Annotated in this window: 26 protein-coding genes; 10 read left to right on the top strand and 16 right to left on the bottom strand. The window is 58.5% G+C overall.

Going from position 1 to position 21,777, the window contains the following annotated elements; translation table 11 throughout:
• Positions 1–74: 74 nt before the first annotated feature.
• The 8 genes from TM5383_RS04855 to TM5383_RS04820 form a co-directional block, all read right to left on the bottom strand.
• On the bottom strand, positions 75–617 hold the full coding sequence (locus TM5383_RS04855) for a LuxR C-terminal-related transcriptional regulator (protein WP_197407363.1): 543 nt from the start codon (positions 615–617) through the stop codon (positions 75–77).
• A gap of 116 nt (positions 618–733) precedes the next feature.
• Positions 734–1,534, bottom strand: a complete 801-nt coding sequence (locus tag TM5383_RS04850; protein ID WP_058317914.1) for a phosphodiesterase — start codon at positions 1,532–1,534, stop codon at positions 734–736.
• 162 nt (positions 1,535–1,696) lie between these two features.
• The gene (gene acs / locus TM5383_RS04845) at positions 1,697–3,643 is read right to left on the bottom strand and encodes an acetate--CoA ligase (protein WP_058317913.1); all 1,947 of its coding nucleotides are present in this window, start codon (positions 3,641–3,643) and stop codon (positions 1,697–1,699) included.
• Positions 3,644–3,747: 104 nt separating this feature from the next.
• The gene (locus TM5383_RS04840; RefSeq protein WP_058317912.1) at positions 3,748–4,503 is read right to left on the bottom strand and encodes an ABC transporter ATP-binding protein; all 756 of its coding nucleotides are present in this window, start codon (positions 4,501–4,503) and stop codon (positions 3,748–3,750) included.
• Positions 4,504–4,515: 12 nt separating this feature from the next.
• Entirely contained in the window at positions 4,516–5,271 is a 756-nt protein-coding gene (locus tag TM5383_RS04835) for an ABC transporter ATP-binding protein (protein ID WP_058317911.1), read from the bottom strand.
• Positions 5,272–5,292: 21 nt separating this feature from the next.
• Positions 5,293–6,513, bottom strand: coding sequence for a branched-chain amino acid ABC transporter permease (locus TM5383_RS04830; protein WP_058317910.1), 1,221 nt, complete (start codon positions 6,511–6,513; stop codon positions 5,293–5,295).
• A gap of 3 nt (positions 6,514–6,516) precedes the next feature.
• Positions 6,517–7,548: a branched-chain amino acid ABC transporter permease gene (locus tag TM5383_RS04825; RefSeq protein ID WP_058317909.1), complete on the bottom strand. Its 1,032-nt coding sequence runs from the start codon at positions 7,546–7,548 to the stop codon at positions 6,517–6,519.
• Positions 7,549–7,655: 107 nt separating this feature from the next.
• On the bottom strand, positions 7,656–8,993 hold the full coding sequence (locus TM5383_RS04820; RefSeq protein ID WP_058317908.1) for a substrate-binding protein: 1,338 nt from the start codon (positions 8,991–8,993) through the stop codon (positions 7,656–7,658).
• A 263-nt stretch (positions 8,994–9,256) separates the two neighbouring features.
• Between TM5383_RS04820 and TM5383_RS17160 the strand changes: the two genes are divergently transcribed.
• The 5 genes from TM5383_RS17160 (at position 9,257) to TM5383_RS04800 (ending at position 14,124) form a co-directional block, all read left to right on the top strand.
• Positions 9,257–10,054 (top strand): helix-turn-helix domain-containing protein, encoded by a 798-nt coding sequence (locus tag TM5383_RS17160; RefSeq protein WP_370695959.1) that lies wholly within the window; start codon positions 9,257–9,259, stop codon positions 10,052–10,054.
• On the top strand, positions 10,041–10,598 hold the full coding sequence (locus tag TM5383_RS17155; protein ID WP_370695958.1) for a short-chain fatty acyl-CoA regulator family protein: 558 nt from the start codon (positions 10,041–10,043) through the stop codon (positions 10,596–10,598). Before TM5383_RS17160 ends, TM5383_RS17155 begins: the two co-directional genes overlap by 14 nt.
• Before the next feature lie 106 nt (positions 10,599–10,704).
• Positions 10,705–11,073 carry a response regulator transcription factor gene (locus TM5383_RS04810; RefSeq protein WP_058317907.1) on the top strand — a complete coding sequence of 123 codons (369 nt, stop codon included), beginning with the start codon at positions 10,705–10,707 and terminating at the stop codon, positions 11,071–11,073.
• Positions 11,070–11,396: a hypothetical protein gene (locus TM5383_RS04805; protein WP_076399949.1), complete on the top strand. Its 327-nt coding sequence runs from the start codon at positions 11,070–11,072 to the stop codon at positions 11,394–11,396. Before TM5383_RS04810 ends, TM5383_RS04805 begins: the two co-directional genes overlap by 4 nt.
• 1 nt (position 11,397) lies before the next feature.
• Positions 11,398–14,124, top strand: coding sequence for an ATP-binding protein (locus TM5383_RS04800; RefSeq protein WP_058317906.1), 2,727 nt, complete (start codon positions 11,398–11,400; stop codon positions 14,122–14,124).
• 275 nt (positions 14,125–14,399) lie between these two features.
• Here the strand turns inward: TM5383_RS04800 and TM5383_RS04795 are convergent, their stop codons facing one another.
• The 4 genes from TM5383_RS04795 to TM5383_RS04780 all read right to left on the bottom strand — a co-directional run bounded on the left by TM5383_RS04795 (position 14,400) and on the right by TM5383_RS04780 (position 16,687).
• Positions 14,400–14,816: a protein tyrosine phosphatase family protein gene (locus TM5383_RS04795; RefSeq protein ID WP_058317905.1), complete on the bottom strand. Its 417-nt coding sequence runs from the start codon at positions 14,814–14,816 to the stop codon at positions 14,400–14,402.
• Positions 14,817–14,826: 10 nt separating this feature from the next.
• Complete coding sequence (locus TM5383_RS04790) at positions 14,827–15,258, bottom strand: DUF6691 family protein (protein WP_058317904.1); 432 nt, start codon at positions 15,256–15,258, stop codon at positions 14,827–14,829.
• The gene (locus TM5383_RS04785; protein WP_143570223.1) at positions 15,258–15,683 is read right to left on the bottom strand and encodes a YeeE/YedE family protein; all 426 of its coding nucleotides are present in this window, start codon (positions 15,681–15,683) and stop codon (positions 15,258–15,260) included. Before TM5383_RS04785 ends, TM5383_RS04790 begins: the two co-directional genes overlap by 1 nt.
• Positions 15,684–15,823: 140 nt before the next feature.
• Positions 15,824–16,687 carry an MBL fold metallo-hydrolase gene (locus TM5383_RS04780; protein WP_058317902.1) on the bottom strand — a complete coding sequence of 288 codons (864 nt, stop codon included), beginning with the start codon at positions 16,685–16,687 and terminating at the stop codon, positions 15,824–15,826.
• A gap of 222 nt (positions 16,688–16,909) precedes the next feature.
• Here TM5383_RS04780 and TM5383_RS04775 point away from each other — a divergent pair, with 222 nt between their 5' ends.
• Together TM5383_RS04775 and TM5383_RS04770 are read left to right on the top strand one after the other, a co-directional pair.
• Entirely contained in the window at positions 16,910–17,233 is a 324-nt protein-coding gene (locus TM5383_RS04775) for a TraR/DksA family transcriptional regulator (protein WP_058317901.1), read from the top strand.
• A 102-nt stretch (positions 17,234–17,335) separates the two neighbouring features.
• On the top strand, positions 17,336–17,596 hold the full coding sequence (locus TM5383_RS04770; RefSeq protein ID WP_058317900.1) for a hypothetical protein: 261 nt from the start codon (positions 17,336–17,338) through the stop codon (positions 17,594–17,596).
• A 26-nt stretch (positions 17,597–17,622) separates the two neighbouring features.
• On the opposite strand, the gene TM5383_RS04765 is transcribed toward TM5383_RS04770, so the two are convergent.
• On the bottom strand, positions 17,623–17,838 hold the full coding sequence (locus TM5383_RS04765; protein ID WP_058317899.1) for a hypothetical protein: 216 nt from the start codon (positions 17,836–17,838) through the stop codon (positions 17,623–17,625).
• Positions 17,839–17,989: 151 nt separating this feature from the next.
• Between TM5383_RS04765 and TM5383_RS04760 the strand changes: the two genes are divergently transcribed.
• Positions 17,990–18,277, top strand: a complete 288-nt coding sequence (locus tag TM5383_RS04760; protein WP_231725037.1) for a DUF2312 domain-containing protein — start codon at positions 17,990–17,992, stop codon at positions 18,275–18,277.
• A gap of 77 nt (positions 18,278–18,354) precedes the next feature.
• On the opposite strand, the gene TM5383_RS04755 is transcribed toward TM5383_RS04760, so the two are convergent.
• Positions 18,355–19,035, bottom strand: a complete 681-nt coding sequence (locus TM5383_RS04755; protein WP_058317898.1) for a methyltransferase family protein — start codon at positions 19,033–19,035, stop codon at positions 18,355–18,357.
• A gap of 121 nt (positions 19,036–19,156) precedes the next feature.
• On the opposite strand from TM5383_RS04755, the gene TM5383_RS04750 reads away from it, so the two are divergent.
• Positions 19,157–19,681, top strand: coding sequence for a TetR/AcrR family transcriptional regulator (locus tag TM5383_RS04750; protein WP_058317897.1), 525 nt, complete (start codon positions 19,157–19,159; stop codon positions 19,679–19,681).
• Positions 19,682–19,741: 60 nt separating this feature from the next.
• Here TM5383_RS04750 and TM5383_RS04745 read toward each other — a convergent pair whose 3' ends face one another.
• Positions 19,742–20,620 (bottom strand): haloalkane dehalogenase, encoded by an 879-nt coding sequence (locus TM5383_RS04745; protein ID WP_058317896.1) that lies wholly within the window; start codon positions 20,618–20,620, stop codon positions 19,742–19,744.
• Between the two features lie 123 nt (positions 20,621–20,743).
• Between TM5383_RS04745 and TM5383_RS04740 the strand changes: the two genes are divergently transcribed.
• Positions 20,744–21,343 carry a TetR/AcrR family transcriptional regulator gene (locus TM5383_RS04740; RefSeq protein ID WP_058317895.1) on the top strand — a complete coding sequence of 200 codons (600 nt, stop codon included), beginning with the start codon at positions 20,744–20,746 and terminating at the stop codon, positions 21,341–21,343.
• 4 nt (positions 21,344–21,347) lie between these two features.
• On the opposite strand, the gene TM5383_RS04735 is transcribed toward TM5383_RS04740, so the two are convergent.
• Positions 21,348–21,725, bottom strand: coding sequence for a hypothetical protein (locus TM5383_RS04735; RefSeq protein ID WP_058317894.1), 378 nt, complete (start codon positions 21,723–21,725; stop codon positions 21,348–21,350).
• Between the last annotated feature and the right edge of the window lie 52 nt (positions 21,726–21,777).

The raw sequence follows: 21,777 nt of genomic DNA, 5'->3' as shown, positions 1-21,777 counted from the left end.
GAAAAAAATGCCTCAGCTTTGAAAATAGAGGTCGTGTTTGCGACGTAACGGCAGAATCACAAACATGTGTCGCGTCAAAGTGGCATGCCGGACAGTTTAGCGACCAGTTCTGCCAATTTACGGGCCTGAAACTTCTCCAGCAGGCGGGCGCGATAGACTTCGACCGTGCGGTAAGACAGGTTCAACTCCAACCCGATTTCCTTACTGGTCAGGCCTCGACACGTCAGGATGGCTACTTCGCGTTCGCGCTGTGTCAACTCGACGATGGGGCGCTCATCGGACAGATCGGTCACCGACCAGATGCCGCGTTGAAATGGATCATCGGGCGTCAGGGACTGACCGCGCACCCGGCACCAGAACAATTCGCCAGAACGGCGTTTCATCACCCGTTCATCGGAATACCGACCGGTTTCCTGCATCGCCGCCAGACCACGGGCGCCGATCGCTTCGTAGTCTTCGGCGCTGGCGTAGAAATTGGCGAAGGGTTCATTGGCGAAACTGTCCACCGCGCCGCCGAAGGTTTCGGCAAATTGGCGATTGCAGCCGCGAATGATGCGGTTTTCCAGCATGCACAGGCCTACAGGTGCAAATTCAAACCCTAGCTCTGCCAGATCCATGCTGTCGCTCCCCCTCAACTCGGGGCTGTTTTAGCAAGGGGCGCAGCAAAAGGCATCTGCAAACTGCGCCCCACCGTGTTTCTATCAGATCGTGGCTTGATCCGGTGTTGCGTTGATCACTCTTCGAAGTCGCGCGATTGCATGTCGGGCAGGGTGAAATCTTCGGTGTGGACAACGACGTCCTGCCCGTTTGTCAGAATGATGCCATAGGCGCCGGGTTCGGGGACCGAATGGCCAAAACCTTCTTGGCCAAGGATCATAGGCATCTGGTGGCAGGTGCTTTTGAATACGGTCATCGACTGGTTCTGAACGGTGGCGGTGATGGTGCGGTGGATATGACCGGCAAAGATGTGGCGGACATTGTACTGTCCGGTCAGCGCCAGCAGCTCATCGGCGTTTACCAGCCCGATGCCATCCATCCCGTTGAACCCTGTGTCAAAGGGTGGGTGGTGCAGGAACAGTAGGCAGGGTTTGTCGCCCGCATCGCGCAACACCTGTTCCAACCAGTTAAGGCGGGCAGGGCACAGGCGCCCCGCATGTTCAACGGCGGCCTCTGTATCCAGCGTGTCTAGGCTGATCAGGCGCACATCGGGCAGATCGACAACCGATTGCACAAACCCATCCGCCGTGACGGGGGCATCAGGGAATGTGGCGCAGAACGGGCCCCGCAGGTCATGATTGCCCATCAGCATCGTCGCCGGCCACGGCAGGTCCGCCAGCAGCGGTTTCAGTGCTTGATATTGAGCAGCTGAACCTTCGTGTGTCAGGTCGCCTGTCAGCATCAGGTGATCCGCATCAGGGTGCAGGCGCGCCGCATGGGCCAGACCTTCGTGCAGGCGTTCCACAGGGTTGAGATCAATGATGGTTTCAGGCGGCACAGTGATGTGCAGGTCGGTCATGACCAAAATTTTCGACATGTGAGTGTCCATTACTTGATAGATGTCGGCTGGCAGTGGCTGCTCTTGTGAACCGCCTGAATGACAGCGCAGTGATTGCCCAGTGACAGCACTGTGTGTCAGCTACGTTACAAAAGCAAACGGCCCGCGCAAGGGCGGGCCGTTTTGTGGATTGTACTGTGTTTAGCGGTTCATCCGGTTTTCGATCAGATCGTCCACCACTGACGGATCCGCCAAGGTCGAGGTATCGCCAAGCGCGCCGAAGTCATCTTCGGCAATCTTGCGCAGGATGCGGCGCATGATCTTGCCAGAACGGGTCTTCGGCAGGCCAGGGGCCCATTGGATCAGATCCGGCGCGGCAATCGGGCCAATTTCGGTCCGCACCCAAGTGCGCAGCTCTTTGCGCAGCTCTTCGCTGGGTTCTTCGCCATTCATCAGGGTGACATAACAATAGATGCCTTGGCCCTTGATGTCGTGGGGGTAACCGACCACCGCGGCCTCGGCCACTTTGGCATGGGCGACCAGTGCGCTTTCCACCTCAGCGGTGCCCATCCGGTGGCCAGAAACGTTGATCACGTCATCCACACGCCCGGTGATCCAATAGTCGCCATCGGCGTCACGGCGACAACCATCGCCGGAGAAGTAGTAGCCGTGGTAATCGGCAAAATACGTCTTCTCAAACCGTTCGTGATCCCCCCAAACGGATCGCATTTGACCGGGCCAGCTGTCCTTGATCGCCAGCACGCCTTCGGCGGCGGTGTCGTGGATTTCTTCACCCGTCTGTGGTTCCAGCAGCACCGGCTGCACGCCAAAGAACGGCTTGGTCGCGGACCCCGGTTTCAGGGCGGTTGCACCGGGCAGGGGGGTCAACATATGACCGCCGGTTTCGGTCTGCCACCATGTATCGACGATGGGACGGCTGCCCTTGCCGACCACGTCGTTGTACCAGTTCCATGCTTCGGGGTTGATCGGCTCACCCACGGTGCCCAAGAGTTTCAGATCGCTGAGGTCGTATTTCTCGACGAACTCATTGCCCTGACCCATCAGCGCACGGATGGCGGTGGGGGCGGTGTAGAACTGATTGACGTTGTGTTTCTCACATACGGCCCAGAACCGGCCCGCATCGGGGTAGGTGGGCACACCTTCGAACATCACCGTGGTGCCGCCATTGGCCAAGGGGCCATAGACGATATAGCTGTGCCCCGTGACCCAGCCCACATCAGCGGTACACCAGTACACATCCCCTTCGTGGTAATCGAAGGTGTATTGATGGGTCATCGCCGCATAGACCAGATACCCGCCGGAGGAATGCACAACCCCCTTGGGTTTGCCGGTGGAGCCGGAGGTGTAGAGGATGAACAGCGGATCTTCGGCATTCATCGGACGCGGTGGGCAGTCAGGGCTGGCGGTTTCCATCAGCGCCTTTACATCCACATCACGGCCATCCACCCAAGTGGTCTGATCGCCAGTGTGTTTGACCACCAGACAGCGCACCTTGTCCGAACAATGCAGCAGCGCCTGATCGGCGTTGGATTTCAGCGCGGTGCGACGGCCACCGCGCGGGGCGGTGTCGGCGGTGATCAGCAGCTTTGCCTCACTGTCGTTGATGCGGTTGGCCAGCGCGTCGGGGCTGAAGCCTGCAAAAACGATGGAATGAATGGCGCCGATGCGGGCACAGGCCAGCATCGCATAGGCCGCTTCGGGGATCATTGGCAGGTAGATCACCACACGGTCGCCCCGCATCACGCCCTGTGACAGCAGGACGTTGGCGAACCGGTTCACCTTTTCGGACAGTTCATTATAGGTGATGTGCAGGGCAGGGTCGTTTGGATCATCGGGTTCCCAGATGATCGCGGTCTGGTTGCCACGGGTCGGCAGGTGGCGGTCGATGCAGTTGGCGGCGACGTTCAAAACGCCATCCTCAAACCATTTGATCGACACCTCACCCAGTTTGAAATTGGTGTCTTTTACCTTGGTGAACGGTTCGATCCAATCAATGCGCTTGCCGTGTTCCCCCCAGAAGGCTTCGGGGTCGTTTACGGATGCGGCATACATTTCCTGATATTTTTCAGCGTTGATATGGGCCTTGGCTGCAAAATCGGCTGGCACCGGATAGACGGCGTCTGACATTGTGGGCTCCTCCCTCGATCCCTTAAGTGCATAGACCCGCCTCTGACGAGGCGGGCGAAATGCGTGATGTATGGTGTTCTTTGATGGCCTAGGTGATGGGGCCATTAGATGGCGAGGTATTCCTCCCGCAGTTCTTTGTTCTGCAGTACCTCTGCTGCCGATCCGTCGAACACAACATTTCCGGTATCAAGGATCACGGATCTGTCGGCAAGTTCAAGGGCACGGACCGCATTTTGTTCCACAATTACGGTTGTAATGCCCTGTTCCTTAATCTTGCGCAGGGTGCGTTCAATCTCGTCCACGATCACCGGCGCCAGCCCTTCATAGGGTTCATCCAGCAGCAGCACCTTAATGTCACGCGCCAAGGCCCGCGCAATTGCAAGCATCTGCTGTTCACCACCCGAAAGCGTCACACCTTCCTGCTGGCGACGTTCGCCAAGGCGGGGGAACAGCTCATACAGGCGTTCCAGCGACCAGCCGATGGGCGGGGCGATCTGTGCCAGTTTCAGGTTTTCCTCAACCGTCAGGCCGGGGATGATGCGGCGATCTTCGGGCACCAATGCCAGACCGGCGCGCGATGCCTCATGCGAACTCATCAGGTGCAGCGGCTGGTGGTCCAGCCAAACCTCACCGCGCTTGATCTCTGGATCATCCAGACGGGCGATGGCACGCAGGGTCGATGTCTTGCCCGCGCCGTTACGGCCCAGAAGCGCAAGGATTTCACCTTCGTGTACGTTAAAATCAACGCCCTGCACGATGTAGCTTTCGCCGTAGTAAGCGTGCAGATCCCAGACCGACAGAAAGGCGGGGGCGGTTTCGGCAAGGTTGTGACCTTTGGAAAAGTCGGGTTTTACGTTCATATCCTGCCCTCCTTATGCGGTTTCGCCCAGGTAGGCTTCGCGCACCTTGGGGTTGCCTTTGATGTTTTCGGGATCATCCTCGACCAGCGGGGTGCCCTGCGCCAGAACGGTGATCCGGTTGGCGAGGGAGAACACAACATGCATGTCGTGTTCAATGATGGCGATGGTGATGTCACGCTCGTCTGAGATCTGTTTGAGCAGATCAATGGTGTTGTTGGTGTCGGCGCGCGCCATACCGGCGGTGGGTTCGTCCAGCAAGAGCAGCTTTGGCTCCTGTGCCAGACACATACCGATCTCAAGGCGGCGTTTGTCCCCCCGCGACATTGAAGAGGCGTGCATGCCGTGCTTGTCGGCCATGTTCATCTCTTCCAGCATGTGATCTGCGGCATCGACGATTTCGCGTTCCTTCAGCATGTCCTTGATCGCATGCATGCGGAACGCACCGTCCCGTTTGGCAAAGATCGGGATCATCATGTTTTCCCGCACGGTCAGATCACCGAAGATTTCGGGGGTCTGGAACACGCGGGAAATACCCATCTGGTTGATCTCATAGGGTTTGCGTCCCAGCACCGACTGACCGTTGAACATCACCGATCCGGTGTCGGGGATCAGCTTGCCCACCAGACAGTTCAGCAGGGTGGATTTGCCCGCGCCGTTGGGGCCGATGATGGCGTGAACTGAGTTTTCTTTCACACTCAGGTTCACATCCCCCAGCGCCTGCAACCCGCCGAAACGTTTGTTGACGCCTTTGACTTCTAGGATACCCATGTTTGTATCTCCTTCTCAGGCTTATTCGGCAGGTTCGGCTTTGGCCGACCCATCGGTGTTGTTAGGCTCTTTCTTGCGGCTGAACCGTGCGCCAATGCGCTTGCCCAGTTCCACAAGACCGCCGGGCACAAAGATGATCACAAGCATGAAGATCACGCCGGTAGTGATGTGCCACTGTTTGCCCACGAACAGGTTGGTGATCGCGATGAAGAAGTCCGACAGCCCATCCGGCATGAAGGAGAACCAGCTCTCCAGCACGCTTTTGTTGATCTTGGACAGGATGTTTTCCATGTACTTCAGCAGACCGGATCCCAGCACCGGACCAATCAGCGTGCCCGCGCCACCAAGGATGGTCATGATCACTACCTCACCGGATGCGGTCCAGAACATACGTTCCGCGCCCACCTGCGTGTCCATCGCAACCAACAGACCACCTGCCAGACCAGCATACATGCCAGAGATGACGAAAGCGGCCAGAGTGTAGGGTTTCGGGTTCAGGCCGGTGTAGTTCAGGCGGTGTTGGTTCGATTTTACCGAACGCAGCATCATGCCAAAGGGCGAGCGGAAGATGCGGATCGACAGGTAGAAGGCGGCCAGCATCGCGGCTGCGGCAATGTAGTAGCCCGCGTTGAAGGTGAAGGACCATGCGCCCACGTTCATCTTGTGGCTGGCGCCCATTTCCAGACCGAACAAATGTGCTTTGGGCGTTGCGCCCTCTGCCAGTGCGGCGTCCAGAATACGCGGATCGCTAACTTTTGGCTGCAGGCCGGTTTCACCACCGGTCAGCACGCCGCCGAACAGTTGGCCAAACAGGTCCGAATAGGCCAGCTGATACATCATCATCGCAAAGGCCAGCGTCAGGATCGAGAAGTAGATGCCCGAGCGGCGCAGCGAAATCCAACCCACGAGGAAGCTGATCAGACCCGCCACGATGACCGAAATGATGATCGCGGGAATGACGTTCATGGTCAGCAGTTTCATCATCCAGATCGCCGCGTAGGATCCCACACCGAGGAAGGCCGCGTGACCAAAGGACAGGTAGCCGGTGAGGCCGAACAGGATGTTGAACCCAATGGCAAAGATGCCAAAGATCACAAAACGCTGCATCAGGTCGGGATACCCCGCGTTGAACTGCGCCATGGCGGACCCTTCGGGGAAGGGGTTCAGGATAAAGGGTGCGAACAGCGCCAGAATGGCGACGACTATCAGCAGGGTGGTGTCTTGTTTATTCAAGCCAAACATAGATCAGTCCTCCATCACGCCTTTGCGACCCATCAGGCCACGGGGACGTGTCAACAGAATGATGATGGCGACCAGGTAGATGATGACCTGGTTAATACCGGGGATGAAGGCGATGACCTCACGCATGGAGGCAAAGCTTTCGAGGATGCCCAGCAGGAAACCTGCCGCAACCGCACCGGGCAGAGAGCCCATGCCGCCGACAACCACCACAACGAAGCTCAGGACGAGGAAGTCCATGCCCATATGATAGTTCGGCGCGTTGATCGGCCCGTACATCACCCCCGCCAGACCGGCGACTGCAGCCGCCAGGCCGAACATGATGGTGAAACGCTTGTCGATGTCGATGCCCAGAAGGCCAACGGTTTCACGATCCGCCATGCCCGCACGGACAACCATGCCGAAAGTGGTGAATTGCAGGAAGGCAAAGACGGCACCGATGATCAGCGCTGCAAAGCAGAAGTAGACCAGACGCCAGTAGGGGTAGATGATGACGTTGGGATCAAAACCCAGCATCGCGCCGAAATCGAAGGACCCTTTGAAGGCCGCAGGTGCGGGGGTCGGGATCGGGTTGGCGCCGTAGTAGTACTTGATGACTTCCTGCAGCACGATCGCCAGACCAAAGGTCACCAGAATCTGATCCGCATGCGGACGCTTGTAGAAATGCTTGATCAAACCGCGTTCCATGATGAAACCGATGGCGATCATAACCGGAATGGCAAAGAAGATTGCCAAGGGAACCGACCAGTCAATGATCGAGGCACCAGCGCTTTCGCCAAAGATGTCATAGACATAAGGAACCTGAATTTTCGCTGGGTTGCCCAGGAAGTCGGTCTTGGTGGGATCGATGACCGTATGGCTCAGGGTCAGGATCTTGTTGAGGGTCACAGCACAAAACGCGCCGATCATGAACAGCGCCCCATGCGCAAAGTTCACAACGCCCAGCGTGCCGAAGATAAGTGTAAGTCCCAGCGCGATCAGCGCATAGGCCGAGCCTTTGTCGAGCCCGTTCAGGATTTGGAGGATTATAGCGTCCATTGTCCCACCCTTGTGTCGGAGTGTGGAGAGAGCCTCCGCAGCGGGAGGCAGGCAGTCATTTTAGAAGGGGAGGATGGGGGCGCAGGGCCCCCATCCTTTGTGGCCGTTTAGGCGCCGCCGTTACAGGCGCCGAGGTTGCCACCAAAGATCGAGGCGTCGTATTCAACCTGACCACGCGGGGTGATCTCAACGATCTCCAGCAGGTCAAACTCGGACGTCGGGTTCTCTTTACCTTTCACAACCAGCACGTCTTTGAAGCACTGGTGGTCTTCTGCGCGGTAGAGCGTCTTGCCGTTGCCCAGACCGTCGAACTCGAAGCCTTCCAGTGCGGCAGCGACGCCACAGGGGTTGAAGGTGCCGGCACGCTGACAGGCGTCTGCATAGAGCAGGGTCTGTACGTAGCAGGTGTGCGCAGCCTGGCTCGGCGGGAAGCCGTACTTGGTGCCGAAGGATTTAACGAAGGCTTTGGTGCCCTCATCCTGCAGAGACCAGTGCCAGTTTGCCGAACCGTAGATGCCTTTGATGTTGGCACCCGCACCGCGCGCCATCAGACGCGAGAACAGCGGAACAACGATTTCGAAGTTGTGACCGTTCACCTGTTTTTCACGCAGGCCGAACTGAACCGCATTGGTGAGCGAGTTCACCATGTTGCCGCCGTAGTGGTTCAGAACCAGAACGTCTGCACCCGACTGCAGTACCGGCGCAATGTAGGACGAGAAGTCGGTCTGTGTCAGCGGGGTTTTCACCGCAGCCACAGTTTCCCAGCCCATTGCTTCGGTCGAGGTACGCACCGCTTCTTCGGTGGTGTAGCCCCAGTTGTAGTCGGCGGTCAGGTGATAGGCCTTACGGTCTTTACCGTAGTTGTTGGCCAGGATCGGCGCCAGTGCAGCACCCGACATGTAGGAGTTGAAGAAGTGGCGGAAGCCATTGGCCCGCTTATCTTTACCCGTGGTGTCGTTGGAGTGGGTCAGACCCGCCATGAAGATCACGCCTGCCTCTTGGCAGAGCGCCTGTACAGCAACAGCCACACCCGAGCTTGAGCCGCCGGTGATCATCACCGCGCCGTCTTTTTCGATCATCGACTTGGCCGATGCACGCGCAGCGTCGGATTTGGTCTGGGTGTCGCCGGTCACATATTCGACCTTCTTGCCCAGAATACCGGTGCCGTCCAAGGCCTTGGACGAGAAGGTGTTCAGCATACCACCGTCGCCGCCGCCGTTGATGTGCTCAACCGCCAGCTCATAGGCGCGCAGTTCGTCTGCACCTTCGTCAGCATAGGGGCCGGACTGAGGTACGTTGAAGCCCAGCGTCACGGTGCTACCGGTGGGTTCGTTGGTGTAGGCGGCAGCAGATTGCGCTGTGAAAATGGTTGGCACCGCCAGCCCGGCGCCAGCAACGGCCCCCGACTTCAGCACGCCACGACGAGACATGTTGGTCTTGGTCATATATTCCTCCCGTTTTATGAAGTGTGGCGCCGCCTCCTCTTGCGTCACCACGGGCACATTCGTGCAAATTCATTATCGGGTGCGGTTGGAAAATTACGCAATAACGTGCATTTCCGTAATATTTTTTTTGTAAATTTTTGAACGGTACCATAGTATACTTTGTAAAGAAATTATTCTGCGACGCAGAAGTGGCTTGATTTCAGTGGGAAAATAAAATGCCGCAAGGGCAACTTACCGGAACGCGTATTCGTGAGCGGCGGCTCATGCAGGGTCTGCGACAGGCCGAATTGGCGCAAAAAGCGGGCATTTCCGCCTCCTATCTCAATTTGATTGAACATAATAGGCGCAGAATCGGCGGCAAATTGCTGCTCTCTCTGGCCGAAGCGTTGAAAGTGGAGCCATCCCTACTGTCCGAAGGGGCAGAGGCGACGTTAATTGCCACCCTCGGAGAGGCGCGTGCCGCTGATCCTGAAGCAACGCGCGAAGAGGAAACTCCCGAAGCATTCGCTGGGCGATACCCCGGATGGGCGGAGTTGCTGACGCGTCGTCATCGTCGCGTTTTGGAATTGGAACGCACGGTCGAGGTGTTGAATGATCGCCTGACCCATGACCCGTTTCTCGCAGCGGCCTTGCATGAGGTGTTGTCGACAGTCACTGCGATCCGGTCCACGGCAGGCATTCTGGCCGATACCCCTGAATTGGAACCCGAATGGCGGGACCGATTTTATCGTAACCTGAACGAAGATGCCGCGCGTCTGGCGGATGGGGCGCAGGGCTTGGTTGCCTATTTGGACGAAGGCGGAGATTCCGATGGTGGTCTGACCACCCCGCAGGAAGAGGTCGAGGCATTCCTGCGCGACACCAAGTATCATATTGCTGCGCTAGAAACGGGTCCGTCCACTGCGCGCGGCGCGACACCCCTCAAAGCGCCCAAGGCGGCCGAACGGATCGAGGAAATAGTGGCGCGTGCGGACGTGTTGCAAACCACGGCAGGGCGGGGGGGCAGTACGATCGCACTTGTTGCGCTATGCCGAAGACGCCCGCGACATGCCCCTTGCTGATGTGTTGAGTTGTTTGCGCGATGTCGGGCCGGATCCGGCCTTGGTCGCGCGCAATTTCGGCGTCAGTTTGCCGCGTGCCATGCGGCGCCTTGCGGATTTGCCAACAGATGCGGATGACGTGCCCGAAATGGGGTTGGTCAGCTGTGATGCCTCAGGGACGCTGATTTTCCGCAAACCGCTGGATGGATTTTCATTGCCGCGTTTCGGTGCCGCTTGCCCCAAGTGGCCGTTATTTCAGGCGTTGTCGCAACCGATGATGCCCTTGCATCGTAGTGTGCATCAGGATGTGCGGGGTGAGGCGGTCTTTGATGCCTATGCGGTCGCAGAACCTGCCGAAGCCCCCAGTTTTAACACGCCGCCTTTGTATCAGGCACATATGTTATTGGTGGCCCGGGACGGTTGGGATGCGGTGGCAGGTTCCGGTCGCAAACGATCTGCGGCTGCCACGGCGGCGCCAGCGACTGCTTTGGGGATTAGCTGCCGGATTTGTCCCTTGAACGACTGTAGCGCGCGGCGTGAACCATCAATCCTCGCGGGGGTGTAAGCTTGGGTTTTGACACATCGCGTTAAACGCGCGATAAAGTCCGTCGGGAGAGGGCGCTTTCGTCATTGTGCAATGGCGCCCCGGGGGGAAGGAGAGGTGCAGTTTCGTGGGCAAAAGTGTTCTTGTCATCGAAGATGAACCAAACATCATCGAAGCGATTTCATTTATTTTATCGCGTGACGGCTGGGCTGTCGCGACGCATTCCAATGGCCATGATGCTGTTGATGTCGTGCGGGCGAAACAGCCGGACTTGCTGATCCTTGATGTGATGCTGCCGGGCAAGTCAGGGTATGACATCCTGACAGAACTGCGCGCGGATGGTGCAACAAAGGACCTGCCGGTTCTGATGCTGACTGCTCGTGGTCAGAACAAGGATCGTGATCTGGCAACCCGTTTGGGGGCCAGCCGGTTCATGACCAAGCCCTTTTCCAACGCCGAAGTTCTGGAGGCCCTGCGCGAACTGGTGAGCGCATGATGCGCAAAGCCTCGCCACTGTTTCTGGAACGGCGCAGCTATCGTTTGCGTCGTCTGGTGGATGCGGCGCGGCTATTGCCATTCCTTGGGGCACTGCTGTTTGCGGTGCCAATGCTATGGCCACAGGGCGAAGACGGCGCGATCCTCAGTTCAAACGCGATCTTTTATATTTTCGGCGTCTGGGTGCTGCTGGTTGTTGTCACGTTGGTCCTGTCGTTGTTTTTAGAAGATACGACCAATGTTGAGCGCGAGGCGCAGCCGCCTGTTTCCCCTGTGCCAACCCTAGACACACAAGAGCCCCCCTCGCACGGCGGTGAGGCCTAATATGGGAACATTGAACACCCTTGTGGCTGTTTGTCTGGGCTATGTTGCGCTGTTGTTTGTCGTTGCATTCTGGGCTGAACGCGAAGCGGTGCGCGGTCGTGCTCGTTGGTTGCGTTCGCCGCTGGTCTATACGCTATCGCTTTCGATCTATTGCACCGGTTGGACATTTTATGGCGCCGTAGGTTTTGCCGCGCGCTCAGGGTTGGAATTTCTGACCATCTACATCGGCCCAACGCTGGTGATGCTGGGTTGGTGGTGGGGGCTGCGCAAATTGGTGCGCATTGGGCGCACCCAGCGCATCACGTCAATCGCGGACCTTGTGTCATCGCGATATGGCAAATCGCCGTTGTTGGCGGTTTTTGTGACGTTGATCGCGGTGGCGGGCACAACGCCTTACATCGCGTTGCAGCTGCAGTCGGTGGTTTTGTCGTTTGCCAGTTTTTCTGACAACGTAACACAAGAGGCCGCGCAGGCCGCCGTAAACGCGGGCGCGGTGCCGGGTGCGGTTGCTTTTGCTGATCACAATGCGACGGCGTTGTGGGTGGCGGCGGGGCTGGCGCTGTTTACGATCCTTTTTGGGACGCGCAATTTGGGTGCTAATGAACGGCACCACGGGGTTGTGATGGCCATCGCGCTAGAGGCCGTGGTGAAGCTTTTTGCATTGCTGGCTGTTGGGGCCTTTGTGGTGTGGGGGCTGGGCGGCGGTGTCAGCGCGACGCTGGAACGCATTGATGCCTCACCCATTGGACAATGGCAGTCGCAGGATGGCCGCTGGGCCGCACTGATCATGTTGTCAGCGGCGGCGTTTTTGACCCTGCCGCGGATGTTTCAGGTTCTGGTGGTCGAAAATGAAGACGAAAGCCACCTGCGCACCGCGGCTTGGGCTTTCCCGACCTATCTGATGTTGATGAGTCTGTTTGTGGTGCCGATCGCTGTGCTGGGGCTGGATCTGATGCCACAGGACGCAAACCCCGATCAGTTCGTATTGACCATTCCACTGAGCCAAGGCCGCGAAGGATTGGCGATGCTGTCGTTTATCGGTGGGTTTTCCTCAGCCACATCCATGGTGATCGTGGCCTCTTTGGCGCTGGCGACGATGGTATCGAACCATATTGTTATGCCGATCTGGCTCCGCGTCGCAGAAGGTGGCGCGATGATTTCGGGTGATGTGCGTCAGGTGGTGTTGTTGTCGCGCCGCCTGTCCATCGGTGGCGTGCTGGGGCTTGGGTATCTGTACTTCTACCTATCTGGGGGCGGTATCGCGCTGGCCTCCATCGGGTTGGTATCTTTTGCCGGTGTGGCACAGGTGCTGCCTGCATTGATGGGGGGTGTTTTTTGGCGCGGGGCCAACCGTGTTGGGGCTATCGCAGGGCTGTCTGTTGGTTTCATCATTTGGGCCTACACATTGTTTTTGCCCAGTTTTGGGCCTGACGCGGTGCTATCCGCCACGATTATGGAAAACGGCCTGTTCGGATACAGTTGGCTGCGTCCGCAGGCTTTGTTCGGTATCGCCGGATTGGATCCCGTGGTGCATTCGGTGCTGTGGTCAGCCGCGTTCAACACTGGTGTGTTTGTTCTGGTATCGCTTCTGACGTTCCCGCAACCGCTGGAGCGGTTACAGGGCGCGCAGTTCGTCAATGTGTTCCAGCACACCGGAAATCCGCAGGGCTGGTCCGGTGGCATTGCCCAGTCCGAAGATCTGATGGTCATGGCGCAGCGTATTCTTGGCCCGCGAGAGGCGCAGATGCTGTTCCAGAACGCCGCCGCAGCACAGGGGCTGGCAGGTTATCTGCCTGATCCCACACCAGAGTTTTTGCAATTGCTGGAACGGGAAATGTCTGGCTCTGTGGGGGCGGCAACGGCACATGCAATGGTCAGTCAGATCATGGGCCGCGCCACGGTATCTGTTGAGGATCTGTTGGCGGTGGCAGATGAAACCGCGCAGATGATGGAGCACCAGTCGCAACTGGAGGCAAAATCTGCCGAACTGACCCGCACCGCCCGTCAGCTGCGCGCAGCGAATGACAAGCTGACCCAACTGTCGGTGCAAAAAGACGCCTTCCTCAGCCAGATCAGTCACGAATTGCGCACGCCTATGACCTCCATCCGGTCGTTTTCTGAAATCCTGCGCGACGGTGAGGGGCTGGAGCAGGAACAGCTCAGTAAATATGCCAACATCATCCACCAAGAGGCGATCCGCCTGACCCGCCTGCTGGACGATCTGCTGGATCTGTCGGTGCTGGAAAACGGGCAGGTCAGCCTGAACGTACAAAGCGGGTCATTGCAGGCGCTGATAGATCACGCGCTGGCCAGCACTGGGGTCGAGGCAAAGGGGCTGCGCATTCACACCCGTGGGCTGGAACTGGATCTGATGCTGGAAACGGATCTGGATCGTCTGTCGCAGGTGTTTATCAACCTGATTGCCAACGCACATAAATACTGCGACGCACCGCGTCCTGCGCTGACCATCCGCGCGGCGCAGCGGGACAATCATCTGGTTCTAGATTTCACCGACAACGGATCCGGTGTGCCGCGTGACAAACAGGATCTGATCTTTGAAAAGTTTGCCCGTGTCAGCGACCAGAAAGCAGGCGGTGCTGGTCTGGGGCTGGCGATCTGCCGCGAGATCATGGCGCGTCTTGGCGGGGCAATCACCTATCTACCGGGGCAGGGCGGTGCGTCGTTCCGCGTGACGTTGCCGATGCGGATGCGTCAGGCGGCGGAGTGATTGAGGCGAGTCAGTAAGGAATTGCGATTGTGAGGGCGTCAGCCCGAGCAGCGCCCGACCCTCCCTCCGATGTTATATAGTGGGAGGGCGCTTTGGAAACGATACGCTAGACGGATATGTTACGCTTATTACACCGTTGCATGGCTGAATGAGTGTTCCGATGCGCCCACCCAGGGTCGGGCGCTGCTCTTAGTGCAGGGCGAACATGTAAGGCATAGAAAATGCCGGACCATGAACAATCATGTCCGGCACCTTATATTTCGCGGGGTACTTGTTCAGCCTTCAAGATGCGGGCGCAGCTGTTCCAGCATATAGCCCGCCTCGGCCGCGGTGCCGAGGATGTCATCGGCAGACGCCTTGCCAGCTTGGCTCAACGCCCAGACCACCGTGCAGCGGGTGCCGGAAGCGCAGTAGGCCAGAACCGGACCTTCGCCTGCGGCATCGACCATTTCAAACTGTTTGGCGACGTTTTCAGGCGTCATGGTCTGGTGGGTCAGCGGCAGAACCTCAAACGCGATGCCTGCCGCTGCAGCCGCTTCGGCCATTGCGGCGGCCTGGTGGCTGGGCGGGTTTTCAGCGTCAGGGCGGTTGCAGATCACCTTGCTAAAGCCAGCCGCCTTGATGGCGGGCAGGTCGGAAGGGTTGATCTGCGGCGATACGCTATAGCGGGGGGTGATTTGACGAATATCCATGTGCTCAGCCTTATTCTGCGGGAACCGCGCTGTCCAGTGTTTGACGCACGCGGGGCGCCACGGCCATGCCCGCGATCATCGCCAGCACAAAAATCACGCCGCCTACGCCGCCATAGGACAGTGATGCGATTGCTGGTCCCGGGCACAGACCCGCCAGACCCCAGCCTGCCCCAAATAGGACAGATCCAAGGACAAGGTTGCGGCCCAGTTTCGGCTCTGGCGGGGTGGGGAAGGTGCCGCCCGCCAGCGGTTTGCGCCCCGGAACCAGTAGCCAGGCAACGGCCATCGGCAGGATCGCCCCGCCCATGACAAAAGCCAGCGTGGGATCCCAATTGCCGAAGATGTCCAGCCAGCCCTGCACCTTGGTGGTGTCGGTCATGCCCGACAGATACAGGCCAGTGCCAAACAGGCCCCCTGCGATAAACGCATAGATCAAGCGCATCAGATCACTCCCAGAATGTGACGGAACACAATGACGGTCAGCCCGCCCGCCATGATGTAGAACACAGTCGCCACCATACCGCGCAGCGACAGGCGCGAGATGCCGCAGACCCCATGCCCTGAGGTGCAGCCGTTGGCCAGGCGGGTGCCGATCCCAACCAGCAGGCCCGCCGCGATGATCACCGGCCAGTTGTCAGTTACATGTGTGTCCACTGCACCGACCAAGGGTGTCAGCAAAATCGGCAGGGCAAAAACGCCAGCCAGAAACACCAGCCGTTCGGCACCTGTGGACCAGCCGGAACGGTCAACCAGACCGCCGATAATGCCACTGGCGCCCATGATGCGGCCATTTGCTAGCAAGTAGACCGCACCGCCGAGGCCGATCAGCATGCCGCCAATGAGCCCCCAGATCCAATCTGTGGGAATTGAACTCAACATCGCGTTTCCTTTCCTGATGTCGCTATATCTCCCTGCCGCCTGGCCCTGTGGGGTCGGCCCGTTCGCACACTTAGAGAGCAGGGTAGCCCAGTCAGGCTGGGCCAATCGTTAAGGGAGTGTTGCTGCACTCAGAGTTTGTTGACCGGTACCTTCAGGAACACATCGCCCTGCTCGTCCGGTTCCGGCATCTGCCCGGCGCGCATGTTCACCTGCAGGGAGGGAATGATCAGTTTGGGCATCGCCAGCTGTGCATCCCGTTCATCGCGCATTTTGACGAAATCCTCCTGCGCGGCACCTGCACCGACGTGGATGTTTTTCGCCTTCTGCTCGCCCACAGTGGTTTCCCAGGCATAGTCCTCACGCCCAGGTGCTTTATAGTCGTGGCCAACGAAAATGCGGGTTTCGTCCGGCAGGGCGAGGATTTTCTGGATCGACTGAAACAACACTTCGGATGAGCCACCGGGAAAATCGCAACGCGCGGTGCCGAAATCGGGCATGAACAGCGTGTCACCAACAAAGGCTGCATCGCCGACCACATAGGTCATGCAAGCGGGGGTGTGGCCGGGTGTGTGCAGCACATCCAGACGCATTTGGCCGATGTGGATGCTGTCCCCTTCGACGAACAGTTTGTCAAACTGGCTACCATCGCGCTGGAACTGGGTGCCTTCGTTGAACACCTTGCCGAAGGTGTCCTGAACGATCTTGATCTGATCGCCGATGCCGATCTTGCCGCCCAGTCGTTCCTGCAAATAGGGCGCCGCGCTCAGGTGGTCGGCGTGAACGTGGGTTTCCAGCAGCCACTGAACGTCCAGCCCTTCACGCTCGACAAATGCGATAACCTCATCTGCGGATGCGGTATCGGTGCGACCGGAGGCGTAGTCAAAGTCCAATACGCTATCGATGACGGCTGCAGCAGTGCCTGCAGGGTCGCGCACGACATAAGAGATGGTGTTGGTGGCGTCGTCAAAAAATGCGGTGACAGCAGGTGTCATGGCGGTGTTCCTTCGCGCGTATGTGTCCGTTGGATTAATATATATTAATTAGTGAATATGTTTCAAGTCCCACAGCGTGTTCGTTGTCGAATTCTCTGTGCGGGGTGGTGCCATAGCATGTGTGCTGCCGCTGTCTGTTGATGTGTATCAAGGCATCAATCCCCCTGTTCGTCCATAATATTAACGGGTGAACAAGATACACCATAGCAGAAGGAAGCCGTTATGACCCCGCTCAAAAATCGTCGTGAACAGTTGCTGCGCCGTCTTGGAGAGCTGGACAGCCGCCTGCACAAAATTGAGGACTCCTTGGACAGCCCACATTCTCAGGACTGGGAAGAGGCCGCTGTGGAACGCGAAGGCGAAGAGGTTCTTGAAGGGCTTGGCAATGCGGGTCAGGAAGAAATCCGGCGTATTCGGGCAGCTTTGCAGCGCATGCGCGAGGATGAGTATGGCGCCTGTGTGCGATGCGGCGAAGACATCGCGGAAGAGCGGCTGGACCTTCTTCCGGACACTCCGTTTTGTGCGTCCTGCGCCGCAAACCATTAAGGCTCGCGCCTAGGGTCGCGCCTAGGATCGCACTTTGCGCGAGGGGAACCAAAAGTTGACATTCGGGCCGGATTTGCCGGCCCTTACCGAGGGAGGAAGACCATGAAGTCCAAAGAAACTGCCACCGCTCAGGCGGCGCTTTCACAGTCACTTTCTGTCATCAGAAATGTGGGTGAGGCGGATCTGTCAGATTTTCTGGCAACGACGGCACCAGATGAGGTGCATGCGCTGGTCAAGAAACTGCGCGCACTTGCCACCCAGCTGGAGGCCGGATTGGTCGCACGCAATGGGGCCCTATCGGTGATCGAGGGGGGCGCTGATGATGCTGAAGTCGAGGATTACTTCGACAATATGCCGGTTTGAGGCATCCGCCTGATCGGGGATCGGCCTTAGCCGAGGAAGATCCCCATCACCACCATCATCAGGCCAAAGACAGACAGCAGCAGGGCCGCCATGTTCAGCGGCACCATCTTTTTCAGCGTCTCACGCATCTCTTCATCACTGAGACCTGCCTTTTTGGCGCCGGCCACTTTCAGGATGCACCAGAACAGACCGAACAACCCTGCAACCGCCAGCGCGGCACCACCCCAAGTTAATACAGCCATGATGTCTGGTCCTTCCCGTAATAGATGCTGGCGTCGGCCTACCTGATCCCACAGGGCTTGGCAACGTGGCGCATTTTTGCGCGCGCAGGCCGCCCGCGCTGCGCTGCCCCTTGCGGGGGCGACACAGGGGCGCTAGGGAAGGGCAAAGCAAATGGAGATGAGCGCCATGGAAGAACAAGACTACAAACAAGACAAAGACTCCAGCTACCGCGTCACCGCCGACGAACTGCGCCAGTTCATCGAACGGTTCGAGCGTCTGGAGATGGAAAAGAAAGACATCGCCGATCACCAGAAAGAGGTGATGGCCGAAGCCAAGGGCCGTGGTTACGACACCAAGGTGATGCGCAAGCTGATCGCCCTGCGCAAACGCGACAAGGACGACATCGCCGAAGAAGAAGCGGTGATGGAAATGTACAAAGAAGCGCTGGGCATGGTGTAAACCTGCCTGAGCGGTTTCAAGACGCATTGAACCCGGCCTTTGAGGCCGGGTTTTTTGTGCGATGATCACGCGTCATCTCAATAGACAAAGGGCAGGAACTTGGCCGTTTTTGCCGCATAGGCCTTGAACGGGGCGCCATAGCGTTCGGCCAGATAGGTATCGAGCGGCGGGATGTGATAGAAGATGAACATATAGGTCATCAGCGCCGGCACTGCGAAGGCCCAGAGGGATGCGGTCAAAATGGCCCAGCCGGTGAACAGGATACTATCGCCCAGATAATTGATATGCATGGAATAGGCGAAGAGCCCACCTGTGTAACATTTGCCTTTGGAGCCTGGCCGTTTCTTCCACGCGCGCCGTTGCAGTTCAGATCCGGTGTTCAGGTAGGATCCCAGCGCCAACAGACCCAGCCCGATACCATCCCAGAGGCCAAAGGGCGTTGCCTCACCAGACAATAGACCGGCCCCAAGCAGCAGAAACCCAATTTCAAAGACGGCGATAAACAGGGTCAGGCCCAGCCCCTCGGACAGGTCCACCTTGCGCTGTAGCAGGACAAACAGCGTCACCAGATGACGCAGGAAATACAGGACTGCGACAAGCGCCAGCAGCTTCGCGCGGGTTGGATCTGCCCAGTTCAGCGGTCCAAACGCCAGCCACAAGCAGGTCGCGACAACACTGCCGTGCAGCAATGCGAAGGTCAGTTTTGGTCCCAAAGACCGCTGGTGCGCGCGGTCAACACCGCCGAATTTTGTACTCATAGTGAAATCTCCAGTTGCCTGCGTAGAGGCGTCTCTTTTTCGTCCACATGGACGATTTAGGAACGCTGGACGATTGGTTCAATCTATGAGAAGCTTTATCTGGACCAAATGGACGAAAAAGATGCCGAAGATTGTTGATCACGACGTCTACAGCCGCCAATTGGCGGTGCAGGCGGCCAGTTATTTTTCTGCTCATGGCTATGCGGGGACCAGTATGCGCAAGGTGGCGGCGCATCTTGGCCTGTCGAAAAGTGCGCTTTACCATTACTTCCCAACCAAAGAGGCACTGTTCCTCGCCTGCACGCAGATGATCATGAGTGGGGAGGAGGCGGATCTGCTGGATCCGGCGCTATCCGACGGGCAGAACCTTGACCGCCTCTACAGCGCAATGGCGCCGACCTTCGCCAGCGAGATGTCACTGGTGTTTGACTATCTGCGTGGCAAGGAACCGGCAGCGATTGCAGCGGATGAGGCGATGGGGCTTGCCGTTGCGAACTACCGCGCACTTGTCGCGGGGATCGTGGGGGAGGAGAGGGCTGAAGAGGAACTGCAACGTCTGTTGGGGCGGTTGTTGCTGACCTATCTGTCAGGATCGGGAGCAGGGCTAGAGGCGGAGATAAGGCCAGAGAATGGGGAGGCGGTGTGACACCTCCCCTGCGGGACGCCCGCCGCGTGGCTGGGCGTCCATGCGATCAGGTGGTTTGGGTCACAGCCCCTGCAACCAGTCCTTCACCGCCGTGCCGATCTCATCCGGGCTGTCTTCTTGGATGAAGTGGCTACCGGCCACGGTTACTTCAGACAGGTTGGGAAAGCTGCGCACATAGTCGCGCACGGGACCGGCGATCAGCGCGCCGGGTTCGGCGTTCACGAACAGTTTGGGCAGCGGGGTTTCGCGCAGCCATGCAGAGTAGGCGCTGACAATCTCTGCCACATCCGCTGGCGTGCCTTCGATCGGGATCTGACGCGGCCATGTCAGGGTGGGGCGGCGGTCCTCTCCCTTGTTCAGGAAGGGACGGCGGTATTCGTTCATCTCTTCCTCGGTCAGATCGCGCAGGATGGAACCGGGCAGGATCGCCTCTACAAAGGTGTTGTTTTCCAGGATCATCTCTTCACCTGCGGGCGACCGCATTGCCTCAAAGATCGGACGCGCGGCAGCGGGGAAGGCATCCCAGCTGGGCACAGGTGCAACGATCCCCTCCATAAAGGCGATACCTTTCACACGGTCGGGGTAGGTATGGGCCCAGCGAAACCCAAGCGCAGAGCCCCAGTCGTGGATCACAAGCGTTACGTTTTCATGCACGCCCAGTTGATCAAGCAACGCATAGAGGTAGTCGCGATGCTGCACAAAGGTGTAGCTGTCCGGCCCGCTGTTATCGAGTTTATCGCTATCGCCCATGCCGATCAGATCCGGCGCGATCAAGCGGCCCATCCCGCGAAGGTGCGGCATCACATTGCGCCACAGATAGGATGAGGTCGGATTGCCATGCAGGAAGACGATGGGATCGCCAGTGCCTTCCTCAATATAGGCCATTTGTTTGCCATGCACGGTGGCGAATTTCTTGCGGTTGCGGAAATCTGTAGACATGAGGCAGATCCTTCGATGATTGGGAACGGGCGTTTCCGGTTGCGCCGCAGGGTGGGGGGTGGCAAAATACTGGAATGATCATTCCAGAATAAAAGCGCCAAAACAAGAGAGCAGGTAAGAGCGATGGCACGGCAACAATCACAACCGCGTCAGGATTTGCTGACCTCGGCGATGGTCAGCTTCTGGCGGCACGGCTATCGCGGGGTGTCCGTCGGGGATCTGGTGCGCGACACGGGCGTGAGCCGCAGCAGCCTTTATAGCGACTATGCGGGTAAAGAGGCGCTGTTCTGCGCGGTGCTGGATCATTACCAGACACAGGTGGTGACGCCGCTGTTCGGTCGGGTGGAGGCGGCGGGCGCTGGGTTGCCTGCGATCCGCGACTACCTGAGGGCCGCCATCGTTGGCGAAGCGATGCCGGAACGCGGGCTACGAGGCTGTTTGGTTTGCACCAGTTGGACGCAAGTCGATGTGGGCGAGGCGGAGGTTGTGGCCCGCCTGCAATCCCATGCTGCGCGGCTGAGCGCAGGGTTCACTGCGGCGCTGACTCATGAGAATACGCAGCGTGGCGCTGGGTTGACGCCCGAGGCGCTGGCGGCGCTGGGCCATTACACCATGGTGGCGGCGCAAGGTACCTGGACCTACGCCCGCTTTGCCGACGGGGCGGAGGAGCTGCACACCGCCGCAGATGCCTTGCTGGATCATTTGGAACGCGCTTTGGGGTAGGGGGCTACTTCACCTCAACCAGAACCAGTTGCGAGGCGGTGATATATCCCGCCCGCGTGTCTAGGGCATAGTCACCAGACAGGCGGTAGACCGACCAGCGTTGCAGGTCCCAATCCCCGTCGCGCAGATAGGCCTGCGCGGCCTCTGGCGTGGCAAACGCCATCCCGCCGGGGTAGAGGCCTAGAAACATCGGCCCGAACTTCAGCACTTGAGCGCCGTCAGCGAGCGCTTGCGAATAGCTGGACCGTTCACCGATGGTGTAGATGGACTGCGTCACGGCTGTGCGCACGACGGGCTGTGCTGCGCGCTGCACCTCAAATCCTACAAGGCCTGCGAGGGTCAGTAGGGTCGCGCCTGCTATGATCAGGGGTTTGGCTTTCATCTGCGGTCCATGTGGCTTGGTGTCTGCGGGCAGGAGTAGCGTGCATTGGCCC

This window comes from Thalassovita mediterranea, from assembly GCF_001458435.1.
Taxonomy (GTDB): Bacteria; Pseudomonadota; Alphaproteobacteria; order Rhodobacterales; family Rhodobacteraceae; genus Thalassobius; species Thalassobius mediterraneus.
This window is presented reverse-complemented; position numbering and strand designations above follow the sequence as displayed.

Coding starts and splice junctions, on each gene's coding strand:
- TM5383_RS04840 (WP_058317912.1), bottom strand. CDS start 4,503: ATGAACGTAAAACCCGACTTTTCCAAAGGTCACAACCTTGCCGAAACC.
- TM5383_RS04830 (WP_058317910.1), bottom strand. CDS start 6,513: ATGTTTGGCTTGAATAAACAAGACACCACCCTGCTGATAGTCGTCGCC.
- TM5383_RS04800 (WP_058317906.1), top strand. CDS start 11,398: ATGGGAACATTGAACACCCTTGTGGCTGTTTGTCTGGGCTATGTTGCG.
- TM5383_RS17160 (WP_370695959.1), top strand. CDS start 9,257: ATGCAGGGTCTGCGACAGGCCGAATTGGCGCAAAAAGCGGGCATTTCC.
- TM5383_RS04745 (WP_058317896.1), bottom strand. CDS start 20,620: ATGTCTACAGATTTCCGCAACCGCAAGAAATTCGCCACCGTGCATGGC.
- TM5383_RS04765 (WP_058317899.1), bottom strand. CDS start 17,838: ATGGCTGTATTAACTTGGGGTGGTGCCGCGCTGGCGGTTGCAGGGTTG.
- acs (WP_058317913.1), bottom strand. CDS start 3,643: ATGTCAGACGCCGTCTATCCGGTGCCAGCCGATTTTGCAGCCAAGGCC.
- TM5383_RS04775 (WP_058317901.1), top strand. CDS start 16,910: ATGACCCCGCTCAAAAATCGTCGTGAACAGTTGCTGCGCCGTCTTGGA.
- TM5383_RS04835 (WP_058317911.1), bottom strand. CDS start 5,271: ATGGGTATCCTAGAAGTCAAAGGCGTCAACAAACGTTTCGGCGGGTTG.
- TM5383_RS17155 (WP_370695958.1), top strand. CDS start 10,041: ATGCCCCTTGCTGATGTGTTGAGTTGTTTGCGCGATGTCGGGCCGGAT.
- TM5383_RS04760 (WP_231725037.1), top strand. CDS start 17,990: ATGGAGATGAGCGCCATGGAAGAACAAGACTACAAACAAGACAAAGAC.
- TM5383_RS04820 (WP_058317908.1), bottom strand. CDS start 8,993: ATGACCAAGACCAACATGTCTCGTCGTGGCGTGCTGAAGTCGGGGGCC.
- TM5383_RS04850 (WP_058317914.1), bottom strand. CDS start 1,534: ATGTCGAAAATTTTGGTCATGACCGACCTGCACATCACTGTGCCGCCT.
- TM5383_RS04795 (WP_058317905.1), bottom strand. CDS start 14,816: ATGGATATTCGTCAAATCACCCCCCGCTATAGCGTATCGCCGCAGATC.
- TM5383_RS04825 (WP_058317909.1), bottom strand. CDS start 7,548: ATGGACGCTATAATCCTCCAAATCCTGAACGGGCTCGACAAAGGCTCG.
- TM5383_RS04780 (WP_058317902.1), bottom strand. CDS start 16,687: ATGACACCTGCTGTCACCGCATTTTTTGACGACGCCACCAACACCATC.
- TM5383_RS04740 (WP_058317895.1), top strand. CDS start 20,744: ATGGCACGGCAACAATCACAACCGCGTCAGGATTTGCTGACCTCGGCG.
- TM5383_RS04805 (WP_076399949.1), top strand. CDS start 11,070: ATGATGCGCAAAGCCTCGCCACTGTTTCTGGAACGGCGCAGCTATCGT.
- TM5383_RS04855 (WP_197407363.1), bottom strand. CDS start 617: ATGGATCTGGCAGAGCTAGGGTTTGAATTTGCACCTGTAGGCCTGTGC.
- TM5383_RS04770 (WP_058317900.1), top strand. CDS start 17,336: ATGAAGTCCAAAGAAACTGCCACCGCTCAGGCGGCGCTTTCACAGTCA.
- TM5383_RS04735 (WP_058317894.1), bottom strand. CDS start 21,725: ATGAAAGCCAAACCCCTGATCATAGCAGGCGCGACCCTACTGACCCTC.
- TM5383_RS04790 (WP_058317904.1), bottom strand. CDS start 15,258: ATGCGCTTGATCTATGCGTTTATCGCAGGGGGCCTGTTTGGCACTGGC.
- TM5383_RS04750 (WP_058317897.1), top strand. CDS start 19,157: ATGCCGAAGATTGTTGATCACGACGTCTACAGCCGCCAATTGGCGGTG.
- TM5383_RS04755 (WP_058317898.1), bottom strand. CDS start 19,035: ATGAGTACAAAATTCGGCGGTGTTGACCGCGCGCACCAGCGGTCTTTG.